Source organism: Citrobacter sp. Cm038, assembly GCF_030333105.1.
Lineage (GTDB): Bacteria > Pseudomonadota > Gammaproteobacteria > Enterobacterales > Enterobacteriaceae > Citrobacter > Citrobacter murliniae.
Genome location: NZ_JAOWGO010000016.1, coordinates 1,050,523 through 1,067,795 on the forward strand (window position 1 = coordinate 1,050,523; position 17,273 = coordinate 1,067,795).

Genomic DNA, 17,273 nt, shown 5'->3' on the forward strand with positions numbered 1-17,273 from the left:
ACGCCAGCATAGTTAAATCCTTTATAACGTTGCTTAATCTGCCGGATGGGCAGGCTGCTTTTGCGACCCGCCGGTTTGACCGTCAGCAGGAGATGCGTATTCCTATGCAAAGTCTGGCGGCACTTACCGGAGCCAATTACCAGATACCTGGCGCTCTCGATTACCGGAGCTTTTTACGTGCGACCCAAATTTGCACCAATGATGTCCGGGAGAAAGCAAAAGCCTTTGAACGGGGTGTCTTCAATGTGGCATTCAACAACCGGGACGATCATCCGAAAAACTTTGCTTATTTGATGTCGGCAGATGGCAACTGGACCCTGGCTCCGGCGTACGATGTTACATACTGTGAAGGACCAGGTGGCTATCATCAAATGGATATGATGGGAGAGGCGCTGGATATTGAAAGAAAACAACTCCAGAGACTTGGCGAAAAAGAAGCCGAACTATCTACCGAAAGAGTGAACGAGATTATCGACAGGGTCAGTGAGTATGCCGCGGCATGGAGTGACACAGCCAAAGACAAATTCCCTGAGCAGATCACACCTGCCACCCTGAAGACTATTCAGCAACAAATTAATGAAAATATCCGCCGCTTAACGGTGTAGCGCCAGCGACGGACAACACCTAACGCCCCCAGCGGTCGCGAATATAGGTGACCGCATCCTGGGTTTGCGGCTGGTTAAGGTAATCTTCTCTGAACAGGATCGTGCCGTTAATGTGCGGGTCAGACTCGTTTAAATCGAGCTGTTTCTTCAACTCCGGTACTCCACCTTTCACAGCCCAGTCTGGCTCTTTCGATGACCGTTCTCCGACTTTATACAGTGCTACCCCAATATACAGACGCGTATTGGTTGATTTCACGACATCAGCCCACCATTTTGCCAGCACATCATAACGCGCTGCATCGCGGGCGAAAGGCCAGTAAAGCTGTGGTGCGATGTAATCCAGCAATCCTTGTTGCACCCAACGGCGCGTATCGGCATAAGACTCATCATATGCTGCTGCACCCCGAGTGTCGGAACCTGCCGGATCGTGCGAACGGTTGCGCCATACACCTGCCGGACTGACGCCAAATTCCACTTCAGGTTTCAGTTTTTTGATAGTCTGCGAAACCTGCTCGATTAACCGTTGCGTGTTATACCGGCGCCAGTCGGCTTTAGAGTCAAATCCCTGGCCATACTTTCTGAAAGTCTGAGTGTCGTTAAGCGCAGAGCCAGGTGACTCGGTGTAGAAATAGTCATCGAACTGCACGCCATCGACGGGGTAGTTCTCAACGACTTCCGCCACGATACCGGTGATCCAGTCCCGTACTTCAGGAATACCTGGGTCCAGTACAAAACGTTCGCCAGACGTGCGGATCCAGTCCCGGTGCAGGATATAGACGCTGGATGGATGTTGGGTCAACGTCCGGTTTAATTCTGCTACCGTTGCGGGTTTGGTGTTGACGGATACGCGATAGGGGTTAAACCAGGCATGCACTTTCATGCCGCGTTTATGCGCTTCGTCGAGCATAAACTGCAGCGGATCGTAACCAGGATCCTCACCAATATTCCCTGTCAGAGTGTCTGACCAGGGCAAGATTTTAGATTTCCAGAGCGCGGTGGCGTCCGGTTTTACCTGGAAAAAGACGGTATTGATCCCGAGGCGTTTCAGATTATCCAGCTTATCCGTCAGGGCTTTCTGCTGCTGACTAATGCGCACAGCGGGTGAACTAATGTTCACCGAGGATATCGGCGGCCAGTCCAGACGGGAAACGGTCGCCAGCCAGATGCCGCGCACGGGTTCCTGGCTGCGTTGCGGTGTTGTCACCGGAGGTTGCGGAGTGGTTTTCTTCCCGGGAGGTTCTGAAGAACAACTGCCGAGTAAAAGCATACTGCCAACGAGCGCAGCAAACCATTTTGCGTTGGATACCGGTAGCATATTGCGAGAACGGGCGATGAGTGTCGCCAGCTTTTTTTGATGATTACCTGAAAAAAAACCGGGTGCTGACATCTGATATGGCTCTTATTTCTTATTAATACGGCTGTTAGCCCAGGGATCAATAGCAGGCGCTGTGGTGTTTTTTGGGGCTACATCGTGTAAGGAATCAAGATACAGCGCTTCAACTTCAGCGCGGGCCCACGGCGTACGACGCAGGAATTTTAAACTGGATTTAACGCTCGGCTCGTTTTTAAAACAGTTGATATTAATAAGTTGGCTCAACTCAGCCCAACCAAAGCGCTCAACCAGCGCATTAACCTGCATTTCAAGCGTTACGCCATGTAAAGGGTCTTTAGATAGATGAGCATTCATATGAAGTCCAGTTCAGTAGTTCCAGATTGAGTGATTAGCGCAGCAGGCTTGCGAAGCGAAAGGTTACAAGAAAGCCGGGCAACCAGCAATGGCATAAACAGGCATGGTGCTTGCTAATGAACACCATGCCTCCTTACGCTTAATCAATACTCTTTAAATGCCAGTTCCAGGCGGGCGATCAGCGGTTTGAACAGATAGCTTAAAAATGTCCGCTCTCCGGTTTTTATCGTCACGCTGGCGGGCATCCCCGCTTTAATTTTGTAATCGCCCAACAATCGCGCACCTTCAGAAGAAACCTGCACTTCTGCAAGATAATAGGGCTGCTGAGTGGCTTCATCGATTAGTCGATCAGCCGAGATGGTCAGAACACGGGCAGGCACTGACGGCAAAAGTGCATGGTTAAGGGCAGGGAACAGAACATCCACTGTTAATCCCGGCGCCAGCTTATCAATGGCATGCACCGGTATTTTGGCATCGATTTGCATCGGTTGTCCGGCGGCGACAATATCCATCAGATGTTCGCCAGGCTGAATAACTCCTCCGACGGTACTGACTTTAACGTCCAGCACGATACCGTTAATCGGGGAGCGAATTTCCGTGTTATCCAGCTCATGTCGGGTTGAAACCAGTTCATCTTCCAGCATGGCCACTTCTTTCTGATTCTCGGTAAGTTCAGACTCTACTTCCCGCAGATATTGATGACGCACCTGATAGGCTTTAATTTTCAATTCATTTTGTTGTGATTTGAGCCTGGCAATGTTCAGAATGTCTTCTGAGACACTACTGGATATTTCAGCGGCCTCGCGCTCAAGCACCAGCAATTGCGCTTTGGGATAATAATTTTTTTCACTCAGCGCACGAATAGCGCCTAATTCCCGGCTAATCAGATTGAACTGGCGATCGCGATAGCCTTTTATTTTATTTAAATTATCCGTTTGTCCCACCAGGCCATCGAGAGTTTCCTGAATCATCGATAATTCATCCTGGATTGTTTTACGTCGCGTATCAAAGAGTTTGGCTTGCAGGTTTCTGACATCAGCCAGACGTTTATTGCCGGAAAATTGTTGTGTCAGTGCCTCATTAAAAGCGATCGCCTCCAGACCATCTCTTTCCGCCAGTAACCGGTCTTCAATACTTTTTGCTGAAATATATTGGGCATTTAATGCGCTGAAGCGCATATCAAGCTGCATTTTATCCAGACGCACTAACACCTGGTTCTTTTTAACGACGTCACCTTCCTTAATAAAAATATCGGTTACCCGTCCGCCGCTCAGATGTTGAATTGTCTTCCTGTTGCTCGAGACCGTCACCGTGCCGTCCGCGACCACACCAGCATCAAGAGGGGCTTGAATCGCCCACAGTAAGAAGCCACCTACACCGAGGGCAATGACAATTATCCCGCGAATAATCGGCGTCCAGATATTAGTATCAACACCGGCAGCGTCAGTATGGTCAGCAATTTTGTCTTTATTTTTCATCTTCATGCCTCGCGTTTTTGTTCATTGTTGGATGAAGAAGACGTTGCAACCGGTTTTAATATATTGGCCTGCCGTAGATTGGCAAAAACCTGGTCGCGGGTACCAAATTCCTGGATGGCTCCGTCATTAAGAAGCAATACCTTATTGACCACGCCGAGTAGTGTGGGTCTGTGTGAAATAATGACGGTGGTTTGCCCTTGTGTACGCAAGGTATTAATAGCTTTGACGAGGGCGAATTCACCGGCGTCGTCAAGATTGGCATTCGGCTCATCAAGTACAATAAATGCAGGGTTATTGTAGACTGCGCGCGCCAGCCCAATGCGCTGGCGTTGACCGCCAGAGAGCTGGTGCCCGCCAGCGCCCAGTAACGTGTCGTATCCCTGGGGCAGACGCAGGATCATCTCGTGTACACCTGCCAGTTGCGCCGCAGCGACAATCAGTTCGCTATCATTTTTCGTGAAGCGGGCGATATTTTGCGCAATAGAGCCATCAAACAGTTCAACATCCTGTGGAAGATAGCCAATCGAGGGGCCGAGCAATTCTTTGTCCCACTGGCAGATATCTGCGCCATCCAGCCTGACTTTTCCCGATAACGGTTTCCAGACGCCAACCAGAACTTTAGCCAGCGATGTTTTTCCTGATGCCGAGGGGCCAATAATCCCCAGCACTTCCCCTTGTTCGAGCTGAAATGAGATATTACGCAATAGCGGAGCATGCTGGCCTGGTGCCGCTGCGAATACGCTCTCAACGCTGATATTCCCTTTGGGTCGCGGCAGGGGCAGTACGTCTTTGGGCGCCGGGTATTCTTTAAGCAGGTTTGATAACTGGTGCCACGCACTGCGAAATTGCACGAACTGTTTCCAGCTTCCGATAACCTGTTCGACCGGGTTCAGGACTCGCCCAAGAATAATGGACGCGGCAATCATCAGGCCCGGAGTAATATGGCCGCCGATGACCAGTAAGGCACCGGCACCCAGCGCAATAGATTGCAGCAGTACCCGAACAAAACGACTCAGACTGCTTAATCCCGCCGTTTTATCTGCTATCTGTGTTTGCAGTACCAGTACTTTATTATGCTGCTCCTGCCAGTTGGATTTCAGGGTGGAGAGCATTCCCATAGCTTCGATAGCATCGGAGTTTTGCAACTGTTTATTCAGTTTACTGGCATTAGTGATAGTTAACGCATGGGCTTGCTGGATAGGGCGTTTGGTGGCAATTTCTGATACCAGCGTCAGAATAAATAACAGGGTTATTCCACCGAGCGAAAGATATCCCAACAGGGGATGGACAATAAAAGCGATAAATAGATAAATCGGCGTCCAGGGAATATCCAGTAACGCAAACAAGCTATTGCCGGAGAGAAATTGCCGGATCTGGTCAAGCTCCGCTAAAGACTGCGCGGGGTTGTTGTCACCGGTGGCAACTTTTCGTTTAAAGGCCGAATTAAAAATCAGTTGGCTCAATTTCACATCAAGCCGGTTACCCAATCTAACCATAACCTTTGAACGGGCAGATTCGATCATGGCAATGATGATGTATAAGCCGACAATCAATAAGGTTAACATTAACAATGTGGTGGTGTTTTTACTCACCAGAACACGGTCGTAAACCTGTAGCATATAAATTGCCGGCGCCAGCATAAGCATATTAATCACACAACTAAAAAATAACAGTACAAGAAAAGTGGGTTTCGTTCCTTTTAATGCATCATTCAGTTCTGTTGGCGTATGCTGGCGCGACATGGTCTTCTCCTTATACGATCAATGAACTATTGCCGTTATTACTGGCAAGTGTGGTTGGGAGTTCCAGGTAAAAATCACCGATATTAACGGTGGTTGAATTCACGCCCACTAACGTAATGGTGTCAGCGCCGATGGTCACGATGGTGTTGCCATTGCTTCCGGTGATGGCAACGCTGCTGGCAAAATTACCCGCGTTGATACCAAGGAATACCAGATCAAGATAGTCCTGGCCGCCATTTGGGTTACTGTCAAAGCCGGTAATGCGGTCTTGCCCAAAGTTTGATCCGAAGGCAAAAATGTCATTTCCGGCACCGCCATCCAGATTGTCATTTCCTTCCTGGCCATTGAGGATATCGTCGCCGTTCCCACCGGAGAGCGTATCGGCACCGGCACCGCCAATCATGACGTCGTTACCGTTTCCACCCTGCAGGTTATCGGCGCCATCTCCACCATCAAGGAAGTCATTTCCGACGCCACCAAACAACTGGTCGTTGCCCCCCATACCAAACAGTTGGTCATTACCGGCCCCACCTGTGATGATGTTGGCAATCCCGTTCCCCGTACCGATAAAACTGCCGGTTCCGGTAAATACCAGTTCTTCAACGTTATCGCTCAGGTCATAACTGCTCAGACTGGTTCGGACAACATCCGTCCCGCCATTAATACCTTCGATAACTACGTCACCAAAATCATCGACGATATAGGTGTCATCTCCGGATCCGCCCGTCATGCTGTCTGCACCCAGACCACCATCAAGCATGTCGTTTCCTGCATCACCTTGCAGCGTGTCTTGTCCTGCTTCACCAGAGAGCGTGTCGTTACCAGCCCCGCCAACTAACAGGTCATCACCCGCACGTCCAAGCAGGGTGTCATTACCGCCTTCACCGCGCAGAATGTCACTCCATGCAGTACCTGTCAGTGTGTTACCGGCGTTAGTTCCCACAATGAGGTCGCCAACAGGCTGAGTAGTTGTTGATGTCAGAACAACAGGGGGGTTACCTTCGTCATCAATGACGGTGACAACCACTTGTAACGTCCGTCCAACCATCGCCTGACCGGGGGTGTAGGTGGCCGATGTCGCGCCGATAATATTGACGAATCCGGTCGGGGAACTCATTCTCCATTGGTAGGTGAAATTGCCTCCGCTCAGGCCGTCGGCATCAGCGATGCCTGATACCACGGCGGTAAGCGTCAGGCTTTCAGTCGGCGTCAGGTCATTAATCACTGGCACGCCGGTTGTCGCCTGATTGCGTGGCATGATCGCCTGGGTTTGCGCTGATACTAAGGTTTCAGCATCGCCCATCCGATCGTTGAAACTGGCGACGACGCGCAGCGGAGCACCCTGAATAGATCCCGGCACTCTGAACTCCACCCCGGTTGCCTGATCCCGCCACTGGCCGTTAACAAATGCCTGCCATGTCATCGTGATTGCCACATCCGCCGCGAGGCCGTTACCATCTAACAAGTTCGCCAGATTAACGCGCAGTAAGTCGCCCACAGAAGGTACAGCATTATTGATTGCAAGGTCGCCAGTCGCTTTTTGCGCCGTTACCCATAACTGTTCGCCGTTACCAAACTCCAGTTTTTCGATGTTCAGTAAACGGTCAATACCATCATTAAGATTTAAGGCGGCATCTGGTGTTGCGTGGTCGACCCGGAGGCTTCCATCTGCCATACGGGTAAAGGCATAGTTGCTGCTAATGTCACGGTACACCGCAACATCCGTTTCTGTGCCATCACCGTCATGCAAGATTTCACGCACAATTGACAGTTGATTCGGTTTCAACGTTCCAGCCAGCATGTAAGATTTCAATTCGGCCATACTCTCGGCACTGGTGAGACCTGCCATACCGGTTACGGCAATGCGCACATTCAGCCAGGCATCGCCATCGATAATGTCATTACCAGCCTTACCGGTTATACGGTCGCTGCCGCCGCCACCGAGTAAAATGTCGCTACCATCATCAGGATTCAGCAGAACCGTATCAGGGTTAGCGGAACGCTCTACGCCCAGGATAGCCTGTAGACCGTCAATTCTGTCCGCACCTTCCTGAGTCAGGTTGTTGGAAAGAGGAACACCCTGAACCGGGGCCGTACCGATGGGCTGTTCAGTGCCGGTTAACACATCGTTATGTTTCCATCCTGATAGCCCTTCAACCAGGTCAAAACGGTCACGCAGAATAAATTCCTGCTGGTTCACGAAAATAGGGATCCCGAGGTCAGAGTTAGCGCCGTTCGGATCGCCTTTATGGATGGCCCAGTCAAAACCCGCCATACCATTATTTCGTTGAATGCCCGCGCCCTGAACCATTATGTCGTCACCGGCTTCACCATCGTAGTCAGTGTCGTTACCCTGACCGTTCAGGACATCATGACCAATAATAGTGCTGTTGAAGAACAACTCAGAGTTATCACCAGCGAGCGTGTCAAATCCGTCACCACCTTCCAGCCAGTCGTCGCCTTCATTACCCAGCAGGAAGTCGCCACCCGATCCTCCCAGCGCAAAGTCGTTATCCTGCCCAGAGAAGACTTCCTGTGCATCTTCGCCTACCACCACGAAGTCACTGCCAGTGCCGCCAAAGACCAGATCGTTACCGTTGCCGGAGAAAATAACATCGTGCCCGGCATCCCCATGCAGGAAGTCGGCATCGCCAACGGGCGTACCGGTGTCTGTAATGATGTCATTACCGTCACCGCCGTGGACCACATCCGCTTCATCGCCACCGTCAAGACGGTCATCACCGCCGTCACCCCACAGGCTGTCGATACCTTTACCACCGATTAACGTATCGTTTCCGGTGGTACCACCGAGCACGACGTGTCCGTCGCCGGTATATTTAAGGTAACCACCATCCGCAAAACCATCACCGTTCACATCGGCACCGGGATCACGACGTACCAGTAAAGGTGAAAGCAAATCTTTCAGTGGGTTACCCCATTTAGGATCTATTTCCGTTTGCAGTACACGGTTCACCTCGAAGATATGATCTGGCGTCTGGAAGAGGTTGGCGGGGAGATGAGAGGAACCGTTTTCACCGAGGTCGCTGTTACGCATCACCAGGGCGGAAAAAGAGTTCGCCTCCAGTTCATTGAGCAAGTTAAGCCCCTGAACGCGGCTCAAATAGTAGAAACGGTCGCCGTCCTGCAACATTTCCATTTGTGTTTCAAAAACAAAGTTGAAGGTCGAACCGAGCATCCCGCCAAATTCGTTTTTACGTTCCGCCAGACCACCGATCCAGAAGTCGACCATATTCAGGCCAGATTCTTTGGTGGCCCATGCACCGGTACTGTTGAAGAAGTCCATTGCGTCAGCTGGCGGGGAGTTGTTGGCATCACCAAACAACAAAAAGTTTACCGCCGCGCGTTTACCTTCAAGGGTGGTGGCGTTAAGAATCAACTCATGCTGGCCGTAGGCCGCCATAAAGTTGATGATTGAAGCGGGGTTTTTCAGGTACGTCGTAAAATCAGCCCAGCTGGTATATGGCCGTAGCTGAGAGTCTCCGCTTAATTCAAAGAACTGCTCGCGGGCCTGGTTTAATGTCGGCATTGCCGTATCCCGGCCACGGGCAATGTTAAGCGCACCTAAATCAAGTGGCAGCCCAATCAGGTTATTACGCAGGGCATCAGTAATAAACTCATCAATTTCGTTGCCAACCTGCCGCGTCATGCCACGCACAATTGCGCCGATCGCCTGATCGTCAGTAACGGTGACACCGTTAATTTCATTAAATGCAACCGGGTTTAGGAACGCGGCAATCAGGCCGATATCCCCGCTTTGCATATCGATGTCGGTACGGGCCACGGTTTCTGTGAGCATCGAATGTCCAAAACGGTAAACCACATGCGCAAACTCAGCAAAAATCAGTGGATTAATATCCGCCGTATTAGAGAAGACAAACGGATCGACAGCGGGTTGTACGGTACGCGCAAACTCCTCAAAAACGAGGTGCTGATACTGCATTTCCGTGGAGAAGCGCCCCGCCTGGAATAGATACTCACCATTCCAGACCAGGGTACTGGTATCTGCTGGTAGCTCAGTAATTTGGTGTGACGGCATCAGCCACTGGTTAATAAGATCAATATCACCCGTTTCCAGCAGGGTAGTTTTATATTGTTCGACCAGGCGGTTATGTTCGCTGTGAAATACTGCGTGTACAGCGGTTAAACCAATGTTCTCGTTACCACGTCCGTCTCCGGTGATAAAGTGGCGGTCGAGCAGTTCGTTATCATAGGTGCCGGCAGGTTGTTCACCCCCAATGGCATTATCACTATCAGCCACAAGACCTGATTTTGGCGCGGCAGTATGTGCAATATCATCGAGAAAAGCATGCCCGGTTCGGAGCGTTCCATCCGGTAATAGACCACCGTTAGCTTCGACTAACCCGCCAGTGGTAACAATCTGTACTTTACCATTTTCACTTAAAATCAAATTACCGTAGCGGTCAGTCGCCAGAAGTGGAACATTAAAAACATCTTGATCGGTGAGTTTAATTCCCAGCAAACTTTCGGCCTGGTTTTTAACATCAGCCCAGGTTGCCAGTCCGCCATTAACTCCGCCTAATAAATTACCAGTAGGTTCCGGTTTATCGTCGATTAATACGTACTCACGGATAAAAATCTGATGCGAAGGGTGGGAGGTATAGGTTTGGTTTTGATCAATGAATGGAGTGGTGAGGTTTACAGTTTCATGGTTTTCATCAACTTGTGCCCGAGTTAATACCATGAAATTTGTCGGCGATCCTTTTACGTATAAAGGATCGTCGGGTTGCAACGGAATGAAGACAATGCCATTTCCTCCTTTTGGTATTAAGTCCAGCCCATGGTCAAAAAACTGACCAAAAAAGGTCATCCAGCCATTAAAAGCAGGGGAGAGACCAATATCTGGAGACTGGTTTGGAATGGACAAACTGCCATTTTCCGAAGTGGTTCCTCCTCCGGGAGCATTTTTTAATGAGTTGTAAACTTCCAACGCAGCCGGGTTAGATGCCGTTTGGTCAGATATTAAATTACTGATAACCCGAGGGTCAGCATCAATAACCGTCCCACCGATTTGGGTGTAACTGGTCATTTGATCTGCGTCCTGCCAGTTCAGTGCTGTTAACCGCGGCATAGTCTGATCGGCTGAACCGTATAGCTCCTGACCCGGCAGTAGGTTATTCCATGAACCATCAACAGTGCGTAGCCCATACGGTAACAATGGGCTGGAGACTAACTCACGAAGTTCATCACCATTGATGGTGCCGTCAGGGTTAGTTGCGGCTTCTGATATTTTGATCTGCTTGAGAATAAAAGCGAGATCGTGCAGTGTGACAGTAAAGTCATATTGTGAGGCCATAATAATTACCCCTATCTTTACCTTAATTTAGCTATCATCACTCAATTCTTCTGTTTACAAATTGACATGAGAATGAGTCGTATTTGATGCTTAATTGTTATTACGTCTTTTAAGTCCATTTATTTAATGACTAAAAATATTAACTACGTAATTAGAGGTATTCTCCTGAGCTTTATACCGGTCGCAATAATACATTCACCTCACTTATGAATTCGGTTTCAGCGAGTTGCAGGCAGCCCTGACCCATTGAATCTGCAGGCATATTCAAGGCACAGGGGGTGAAGAAGACGATGTCTTGCAATGTTTAAATTTGTTGGGGTTTTTATCTCACATTACATTTTTGTTATGATCATAACTATGGATTTTCCTGGACCGACTTCACTCATACTTTATTATGAATAAGATTAAATTTTCATTTCTTTACATTTCAATTGATGTCAAATTATTTTTACACTGAATCGGGCTTAAAAAGAAAATAAAAAATGAAACAGCAGACTGTAATAAACGTCTGTACTGTTGAAGGCTTTTTTTAAAAGGGAAGGGATTATGTGAAAAAGGAGAGAACCTCCTGCCAAATCAATAAATCGGGAAATTTAACGATTTGACAGAAGGTTAACCTGAAAGATTAAGCAACGTTTCGTGTGTGGCCGGCAAGGACCGCCAGCGCATCGCTGTTCTCGATAGTGATATATTTGCCTTTTACCGCCAACATGCCACTTTTCTGGAATCGACCCAACAGACGACTGATAGTTTCGACCGTCAATCCAAGGTAATTACCAATATCGCCACGAGTCATTGTCAGACGGAATTCGCGAGGTGAGAAGCCACGTTGTGCGAAACGACGGGACAGATTGTAGATAAAGGCCGCCAAACGCTCTTCCGCATTTTTCTTTGACAACAACAGGATCATGTCCTGATCGCCTTTGATCTCACCGCTCATCAGACGCATCATCTGCTGACGCAGGTTAGGCATCTTACCGGACAGATCGTCCAGAGTTTCGAACGGAATTTCGCATACCATTGAGGTTTCAAGCGCCTGGGCAAAACTTGGGTGATGGCCGCTGCCAATGGCATCGAAACCAACCAGGTCGCCAGCCAGATGAAAGCCGGTAATTTGCTCATCGCCCTGTTCGGTAATGGTATAACTTTTTATCGTACCGGAGCGGATCGCATAGAGTGATTTAAGCTCATCACCTGCTTTAAAAAGCGTCTGTCCTTTTTGGATAGGCTTTTTGCGCTCGATGATGTTGTCGAGCTGGTCAAGCTCATGCTCGTTAAGTGTGAACGGGATGCAAAGCTGGCTGATGCTGCAATCCTGGCAATGGATAGCACAACCGCCAGACTGAATGCGCCGTATAATTCGCTTTTCCGGGATCATAGGTCTGCTCAAGCCGTAATTGATATTTGTCAATTTTAACATCTTTTTGGTGAGCACGTAAGCCTGAGCTACTCCCAATAGAGAATAATTCAGGCATAAGCTGGTTGAATGTTTGTATCTATCTGATTAACCGCATTTTATTTGAGGGTGTTATATGTGGAAGTGTGATGAATAAGGCATTTATTGCCTGGATCCTAGAGAAGCAAATAGCCTTCGTGGCGCAACAGCCACTCTTTTCGCTGCACACCACCAGCATATCCTGTCATTGTGCCGTTACGTCCAATAACGCGATGGCAGGGGACAACGATACTCACCGGATTAGAACCATTCGCGGCACCAACGGCTCTGGCTGCACCAGGACGCCCCAACTTCTCTGCCAGTTGTCCATAATGCATCACCTGTCCGCACGGGATTGTGCGTAGTGCTTGCCATACTTCCCGCTGGAAAGGTGTTCCCGCGGTCGCGGTTTCAAGTGAGTCAATGATGCTAAGGTTTCCTGCAAAATAGTCTGACAGCTTGTCGCTCAACCCGCCGGGATTTTTGACGGCACTACGCCGATAACCCTCAGTACGATAATGAATATCCAGCAGTTGTTCCATGCGATCACGGTGCTGGTCCCATTCCACGGCGCGCAGGCGAAACTGCTCGTCACAAATAACCCACAGTGGCCCCAGTGGCGTTGCGATAGTGTCTTCAAGTAAATTCAGCATCCGTTTCTCTCATTACAGGCGCGGCAATTCAGCGGGATCACACAATATCACGCCATTGATATACACAGCTATACCCCCTTAGATCCACTATTGAACCCCTCGTTATCTATGCGAATTATTGGAAATTACCGTAAACCGTTGTCCGTGTAATACTGCGCGGTTATGATAATGGCCGTCGCAAAAACGCTGGAGGATGAAACATGAACCTTGATGATGCATCGCTGTTTCTTGAGGCAATGGGGGATGTTGAACCTTTGAAAGGCTGCGCTGATGTTCACTGGCAACCTGTACGTAACCTGCGCACTCCGGCACGTATCGATACACTGCAATTAGATAATTACCTCTCGACAGGCTTCCTCGATATCGTACCTCTAAGCGTACCACTGGAGTTTCGTCGCGAAGGTTTGCAGCATGGCGTTATCGACAAGTTGCGTACCGGAAAATATCCTCAGCAGGCGAGCCTCAACCTTCTGCGTCAGCCCATCGAAAAATGCCGTCAGATGCTATTCAGCTTTATTCTTCAGGCACAACAGGATGGTTTGCGTAACGTACTGGTTATTCATGGCAAGGGACGTGACGATAATTCCCATGCCAATATTGTACGCAGCTACGTGGCGCGCTGGTTGACGGAGTTTGACGATGTGCAGGCCTATTGCACCGCACTGCCGCATCATGGTGGCAGTGGAGCGTGTTATGTTGCGTTACGTAAAACGGCGCAGGCAAAACAGGATAACTGGGAACGTCACGCGAAACGTAGCCGCTAACTGATTCAACCTCAGGCTGCCAGCACTCTGTTCCTGCCTTCATTCTTGGCTTTATATAGCGCGTCGTCCACGCGCTTGAATAACTCATCAATACTTTCGTTAGCTTCGTGACGTGCCACGCCGATGCTCACGGTAAAGCGGGGCAGACCAGGAAGAGTGACCCTGGCTACCGTAGCGCGTATCACCTCAGCAAGATTAATGGCGACATCCAGAGACGTACGAGGCAGCAGCAAGACAAACTCTTCACCACCCCAGCGAAAAATCAAATCGTCTTTTCTCGCGCAAGATTCCAGCGTGCGAGCCAGAGCGCAAAGCACTTCATCTCCTTTTAAATGACCGAAGAGATCGTTAATGCTCTTAAACCGATCGGTGTCGATCAGCAGCAGGCTGTAATCCTGAGTTAATGATATAGCGTGTGTCTGTTCGGGCTCGGTAATTTGATAAAAATGTCTGCGGTTAAGTAACCCGGTTAATGCGTCATGAAGGGCTGCCCGTTCCAGCTCCTGTTCCAGGCGCTTTTGTTCAGTAATATCATGAATGATGCACAACATGAGTTTGTTGCCGTAAATCTCAATGGGACCGGCGTAGGTTTGTACGTGACGGGTGCTGCCATCAGCAAGTTTATGAACAAAATGTAAGGGCTTATGGCCACCAGGCAAATGCGCTATTTTGTGCATTACCGGTAGTATATGGCGGCCCAGCATATTTATTTCCCACGTGTGTTTCTGGCACATCACGTCATGGCTGTAGCCATAGAAAGTTAACGCGCTCAAATTCGCATCGACAATAAGCCCATCGCGTGAGGGGTCGATGAGCAACATCGGCGCTGAGTTTGTCAGAAAAAAACGCGCGTAAAACCCTTGTTTCTTACGCTGATAGGTAGCGGAACGACTGGCTTTCAGCCCCTGTGCGCTGGGGGTCTCAATACCTTCAAAAAGGATAACATCACCAACGTTGGCGAGAGTTCTTATAGACAGGCGGCAGGACAGTGCTATTTCCGCGCCATCCCTATAAACGGTGATAATTTCTACAATGTCGTGATGATTTCTCAAATCACCGAGATACATCGGCAAATCCGCCTGGGCATGGGTCGAGAATATTCCCCTCCTGAGTCGGGAAAAGCTCGGCTCAGGCATTATTTCCCGCGCAACGGCATTGGCGAACACCAGCTCTTCGGTGTGGGGCAAAACGATCCAGACCGGAATGGTTAATAAATCCAGTGAATGCAGTTCAGTTGTGCTCATCGATAATCCCGTTATCTTTATATGCTGTGTTGCCGGTTTAAGGGCGAATAAGAGCCTGTTCCATTAGGTTATTTTATTTGCCATTTTGGCCCCTGACAGAGTTCTAAATTGGCTGCAATAATGTACGCCTACTGGGCCAGGCTCTAATTCTTATTGTTCACGCTCACAATGTTATTGATTGACGGTGAGATAATGGCTGTAAGATTGGTTTAGTTTTAACGGTACTTTCTGTTTGCAGCAACTCATGGATTCTGTGCGCTGGCAGCGGCTTAGCAAACAGGAAACCTTGTAATACTCCGCACCCCATTTGGGTTAGCAACGCTTCCTGTTCCGGAGTCTCTATTCCCTCAGCAACAACGCACATATTCATGGATTGGGCTATGTCAATAATAGTAGACACGATTTTTGTGTTCTTGTTGTTTTCGCTAATATCTTTAACAAATATTCTGTCGATTTTTAATTCCCGGGCCGGGAGAGATTTCAACATCAATATATTTGAATAACCAGTGCCGAAATCATCAATAGAAACGATGATCCCAAGAGCAGAAAAGGCATTCAATACTTCCACACTGCGTTTGAGATTTTTAAGCGCGGTACTCTCAGTGAGTTCCAGTGTTAATTGCGCAGGTGAAAGTTGATATTGTGCCAGGGCGTTGCAGACAATATCGACGATATCATGTTGTTCATACTGCGCGGGTGAGAGATTCACCGCGAGAGTCCACTCTCCATGACCCTGAGATTTCCACTGATGCAACTGGAAGCAGGCCTGCTGGAGAACCCAGGTACCAACAGGAAGTATCAGACCTGTTTCCTCAAGTGCAGGCAGAAACTCAGCAGGCAACAGCACACCGCGCTCAGGGTGATGCCAACGCAGTAACGCTTCAAAACCGGCCAGCGAATGATCGCCTGCGGTATATTTCGGCTGATACCACAACTCAAATTGATTCCGCTCAAGCGCTTGCGACAGTTCCTGTAAAAAGGTGGGAGGCGTAGCGGCAATAGTCTCCATTTCCGGTGAATAAAGCGCCCAGCCGTTTCTGCCAGCCTGTTTGACATGGTACATCGCCATGTCTGCCTTCACTTTGAGCTCATGCAGCGTTGAACCGTGCTCAGGATAAATACTGCTTCCTGCACTTAACGAGACCCTGATAGTGCGTCCGAACAGTGTAAAAGGTTCTTTAATGACACTGGCAATTCGGGTAAGCAGGGCGGAGATAGCATCTTTGTTACTGTCGGGCACCAGAAGAATAAACTCATCGCCCCCCAGTCTTGCGAGTGTCATGGTGTCATCAAGGCATGTATAGATCCGTTGAGTACTGGCAATCAGTAGCTGATCGCCAATGTGATGCCCCCAGGTATCATTGACGACTTTGAACCGATCGAGGTCGATAAAGACCAGCGCAAAGCGTTGTTGATGGAGTTTGGAATGCCGCAGGCAGGCCTGCAAACAGGCGTCGAATTGCGCACGGTTAGCCAGGCCGGTCAAAGAATCGAAGTGTACCTGATGCTCAAGCTGGCAGTTTAACTGATGCAGATTGTCAGCCAACCGGGATGTACGCAGTTGAGAGTCCACCATCGAGATAACCAGCATAATACCCAGAATTACCAGAGTAATGGCTGACACCCAGATGGACAATTCAAGCGTACCGATCCCGTCGTTCTGACCGTGCCCTGCGTGCGTGAAGGTCGCCGCCCCCATCCCGGTATAATGCATGGAGGCGATTGCCAGCGCCATAATCAGCGCGGCAATAAGTCGGTTAATCAATACACGTCGGGTATTTTGTCGTAAATGAAAAGCAAGCCATAAACCGACTCCCGATGCGCCAACAGCAATGATCACCGAGAGCAGTATAAGCGAGTAATCCCATGTAATGGCGGCATGCTCGATAATGGCGGCCATGCCGACGTAATGCATAGTCACCACGCCGGTGCTCAATACGCTTGTCGCGATGGTAAGCCGTTTTATCGATAACGTCTTGCCAGAGATCGCAATATTAATAGCGAGGGTTGCGCTGGCAAGCGCGATAAAGAAAGAAAAGGCGGTGAGGGGAACGTGATAGTTTATGGGCATGTTCATTTTCATGGCCAGCATGCCGATAAAATGCATTGACCAGATCCCCATGCCCAACGTTGCTCCACCAGATAGTCGCCAGAAGGTAGATTCTCGTCGACTGGATATAGCAACTTTGCCCGCACTATCGAGAGCAATAAAAGAGGCGATAAAAGCGACAACAAAGGAAATCCCAATCAATACAGGGTCCCACGAAACGTGCAACATCATACTACCCATCGAAAAAAAGCCGTGATGATAAATTTAGCAGGTTTTGTCC

At 49.2% G+C, this 17,273-nt stretch carries 10 protein-coding genes and 1 pseudogene; 2 read left to right on the plus strand and 9 right to left on the minus strand.

Going from position 1 to position 17,273, the window contains the following annotated elements; translation table 11 throughout:
- Window positions 1–35 precede the first annotated feature (35 nt).
- Window positions 36–605 (plus strand): annotated as a pseudogene (locus OGY01_RS07350) (type II toxin-antitoxin system HipA family toxin); the annotation flags it as partial.
- Window positions 606–624: 19 nt separating this feature from the next.
- Here the strand turns inward: OGY01_RS07350 and OGY01_RS07355 are convergent.
- The 7 genes from OGY01_RS07355 to ogt form a co-directional block, all read right to left on the minus strand.
- Window positions 625–1,992, minus strand: coding sequence for a glycoside hydrolase family 10-like protein (locus OGY01_RS07355; protein WP_286492737.1), 1,368 nt, complete (start codon window positions 1,990–1,992; stop codon window positions 625–627).
- Between the two features lie 12 nt (window positions 1,993–2,004).
- Window positions 2,005–2,292 carry a VF530 family protein gene (locus OGY01_RS07360; RefSeq protein WP_045442897.1) on the minus strand — a complete coding sequence of 96 codons (288 nt, stop codon included), beginning with the start codon at window positions 2,290–2,292 and terminating at the stop codon, window positions 2,005–2,007.
- A 143-nt stretch (window positions 2,293–2,435) separates the two neighbouring features.
- Entirely contained in the window at window positions 2,436–3,770 is a 1,335-nt protein-coding gene (locus OGY01_RS07365; protein WP_052369278.1) for an HlyD family type I secretion periplasmic adaptor subunit, read from the minus strand.
- Window positions 3,771–3,772: 2 nt separating this feature from the next.
- Entirely contained in the window at window positions 3,773–5,512 is a 1,740-nt protein-coding gene (locus tag OGY01_RS07370) for a type I secretion system permease/ATPase (RefSeq protein WP_200013276.1), read from the minus strand.
- Window positions 5,513–5,522: 10 nt separating this feature from the next.
- Complete coding sequence (locus tag OGY01_RS07375; protein ID WP_286492739.1) at window positions 5,523–10,847, minus strand: peroxidase family protein; 5,325 nt, start codon at window positions 10,845–10,847, stop codon at window positions 5,523–5,525.
- A 625-nt stretch (window positions 10,848–11,472) separates the two neighbouring features.
- Entirely contained in the window at window positions 11,473–12,225 is a 753-nt protein-coding gene (gene fnr / locus OGY01_RS07380) for a fumarate/nitrate reduction transcriptional regulator Fnr (protein ID WP_003020397.1), read from the minus strand.
- A 194-nt stretch (window positions 12,226–12,419) separates the two neighbouring features.
- Window positions 12,420–12,935: a methylated-DNA--[protein]-cysteine S-methyltransferase gene (ogt, locus tag OGY01_RS07385; RefSeq protein WP_045442884.1), complete on the minus strand. Its 516-nt coding sequence runs from the start codon at window positions 12,933–12,935 to the stop codon at window positions 12,420–12,422.
- Between the two features lie 200 nt (window positions 12,936–13,135).
- Between ogt and smrA the strand changes: the two genes are divergently transcribed.
- Window positions 13,136–13,699, plus strand: coding sequence for a DNA endonuclease SmrA (gene smrA / locus OGY01_RS07390; RefSeq protein ID WP_286492741.1), 564 nt, complete (start codon window positions 13,136–13,138; stop codon window positions 13,697–13,699).
- A gap of 11 nt (window positions 13,700–13,710) precedes the next feature.
- Here smrA and OGY01_RS07395 read toward each other — a convergent pair whose 3' ends face one another.
- Window positions 13,711–14,943, minus strand: a complete 1,233-nt coding sequence (locus OGY01_RS07395) for a GGDEF domain-containing protein (protein ID WP_286492743.1) — start codon at window positions 14,941–14,943, stop codon at window positions 13,711–13,713.
- A 163-nt stretch (window positions 14,944–15,106) separates the two neighbouring features.
- Entirely contained in the window at window positions 15,107–17,221 is a 2,115-nt protein-coding gene (locus OGY01_RS07400) for a putative bifunctional diguanylate cyclase/phosphodiesterase (RefSeq protein ID WP_286492831.1), read from the minus strand.
- Window positions 17,222–17,273 lie beyond the last annotated feature (52 nt).

What these genes read in the sequence shown, in the direction of transcription:
- OGY01_RS07375 (WP_286492739.1), bottom strand. Translation starts at nt 10,847, where the DNA reads ATGGCCTCACAATATGACTTTACTGTCACACTGCACGATCTCGCTTTT.
- ogt (WP_045442884.1), bottom strand. Translation starts at nt 12,935, where the DNA reads ATGCTGAATTTACTTGAAGACACTATCGCAACGCCACTGGGGCCACTG.
- OGY01_RS07370 (WP_200013276.1), bottom strand. Translation starts at nt 5,512, where the DNA reads ATGTCGCGCCAGCATACGCCAACAGAACTGAATGATGCATTAAAAGGA.
- fnr (WP_003020397.1), bottom strand. Translation starts at nt 12,225, where the DNA reads ATGATCCCGGAAAAGCGAATTATACGGCGCATTCAGTCTGGCGGTTGT.
- OGY01_RS07395 (WP_286492743.1), bottom strand. Translation starts at nt 14,943, where the DNA reads ATGAGCACAACTGAACTGCATTCACTGGATTTATTAACCATTCCGGTC.
- OGY01_RS07355 (WP_286492737.1), bottom strand. Translation starts at nt 1,992, where the DNA reads ATGTCAGCACCCGGTTTTTTTTCAGGTAATCATCAAAAAAAGCTGGCG.
- OGY01_RS07360 (WP_045442897.1), bottom strand. Translation starts at nt 2,292, where the DNA reads ATGAATGCTCATCTATCTAAAGACCCTTTACATGGCGTAACGCTTGAA.
- smrA (WP_286492741.1), top strand. Translation starts at nt 13,136, where the DNA reads ATGAACCTTGATGATGCATCGCTGTTTCTTGAGGCAATGGGGGATGTT.
- OGY01_RS07400 (WP_286492831.1), bottom strand. Translation starts at nt 17,221, where the DNA reads ATGTTGCACGTTTCGTGGGACCCTGTATTGATTGGGATTTCCTTTGTT.
- OGY01_RS07365 (WP_052369278.1), bottom strand. Translation starts at nt 3,770, where the DNA reads ATGAAAAATAAAGACAAAATTGCTGACCATACTGACGCTGCCGGTGTT.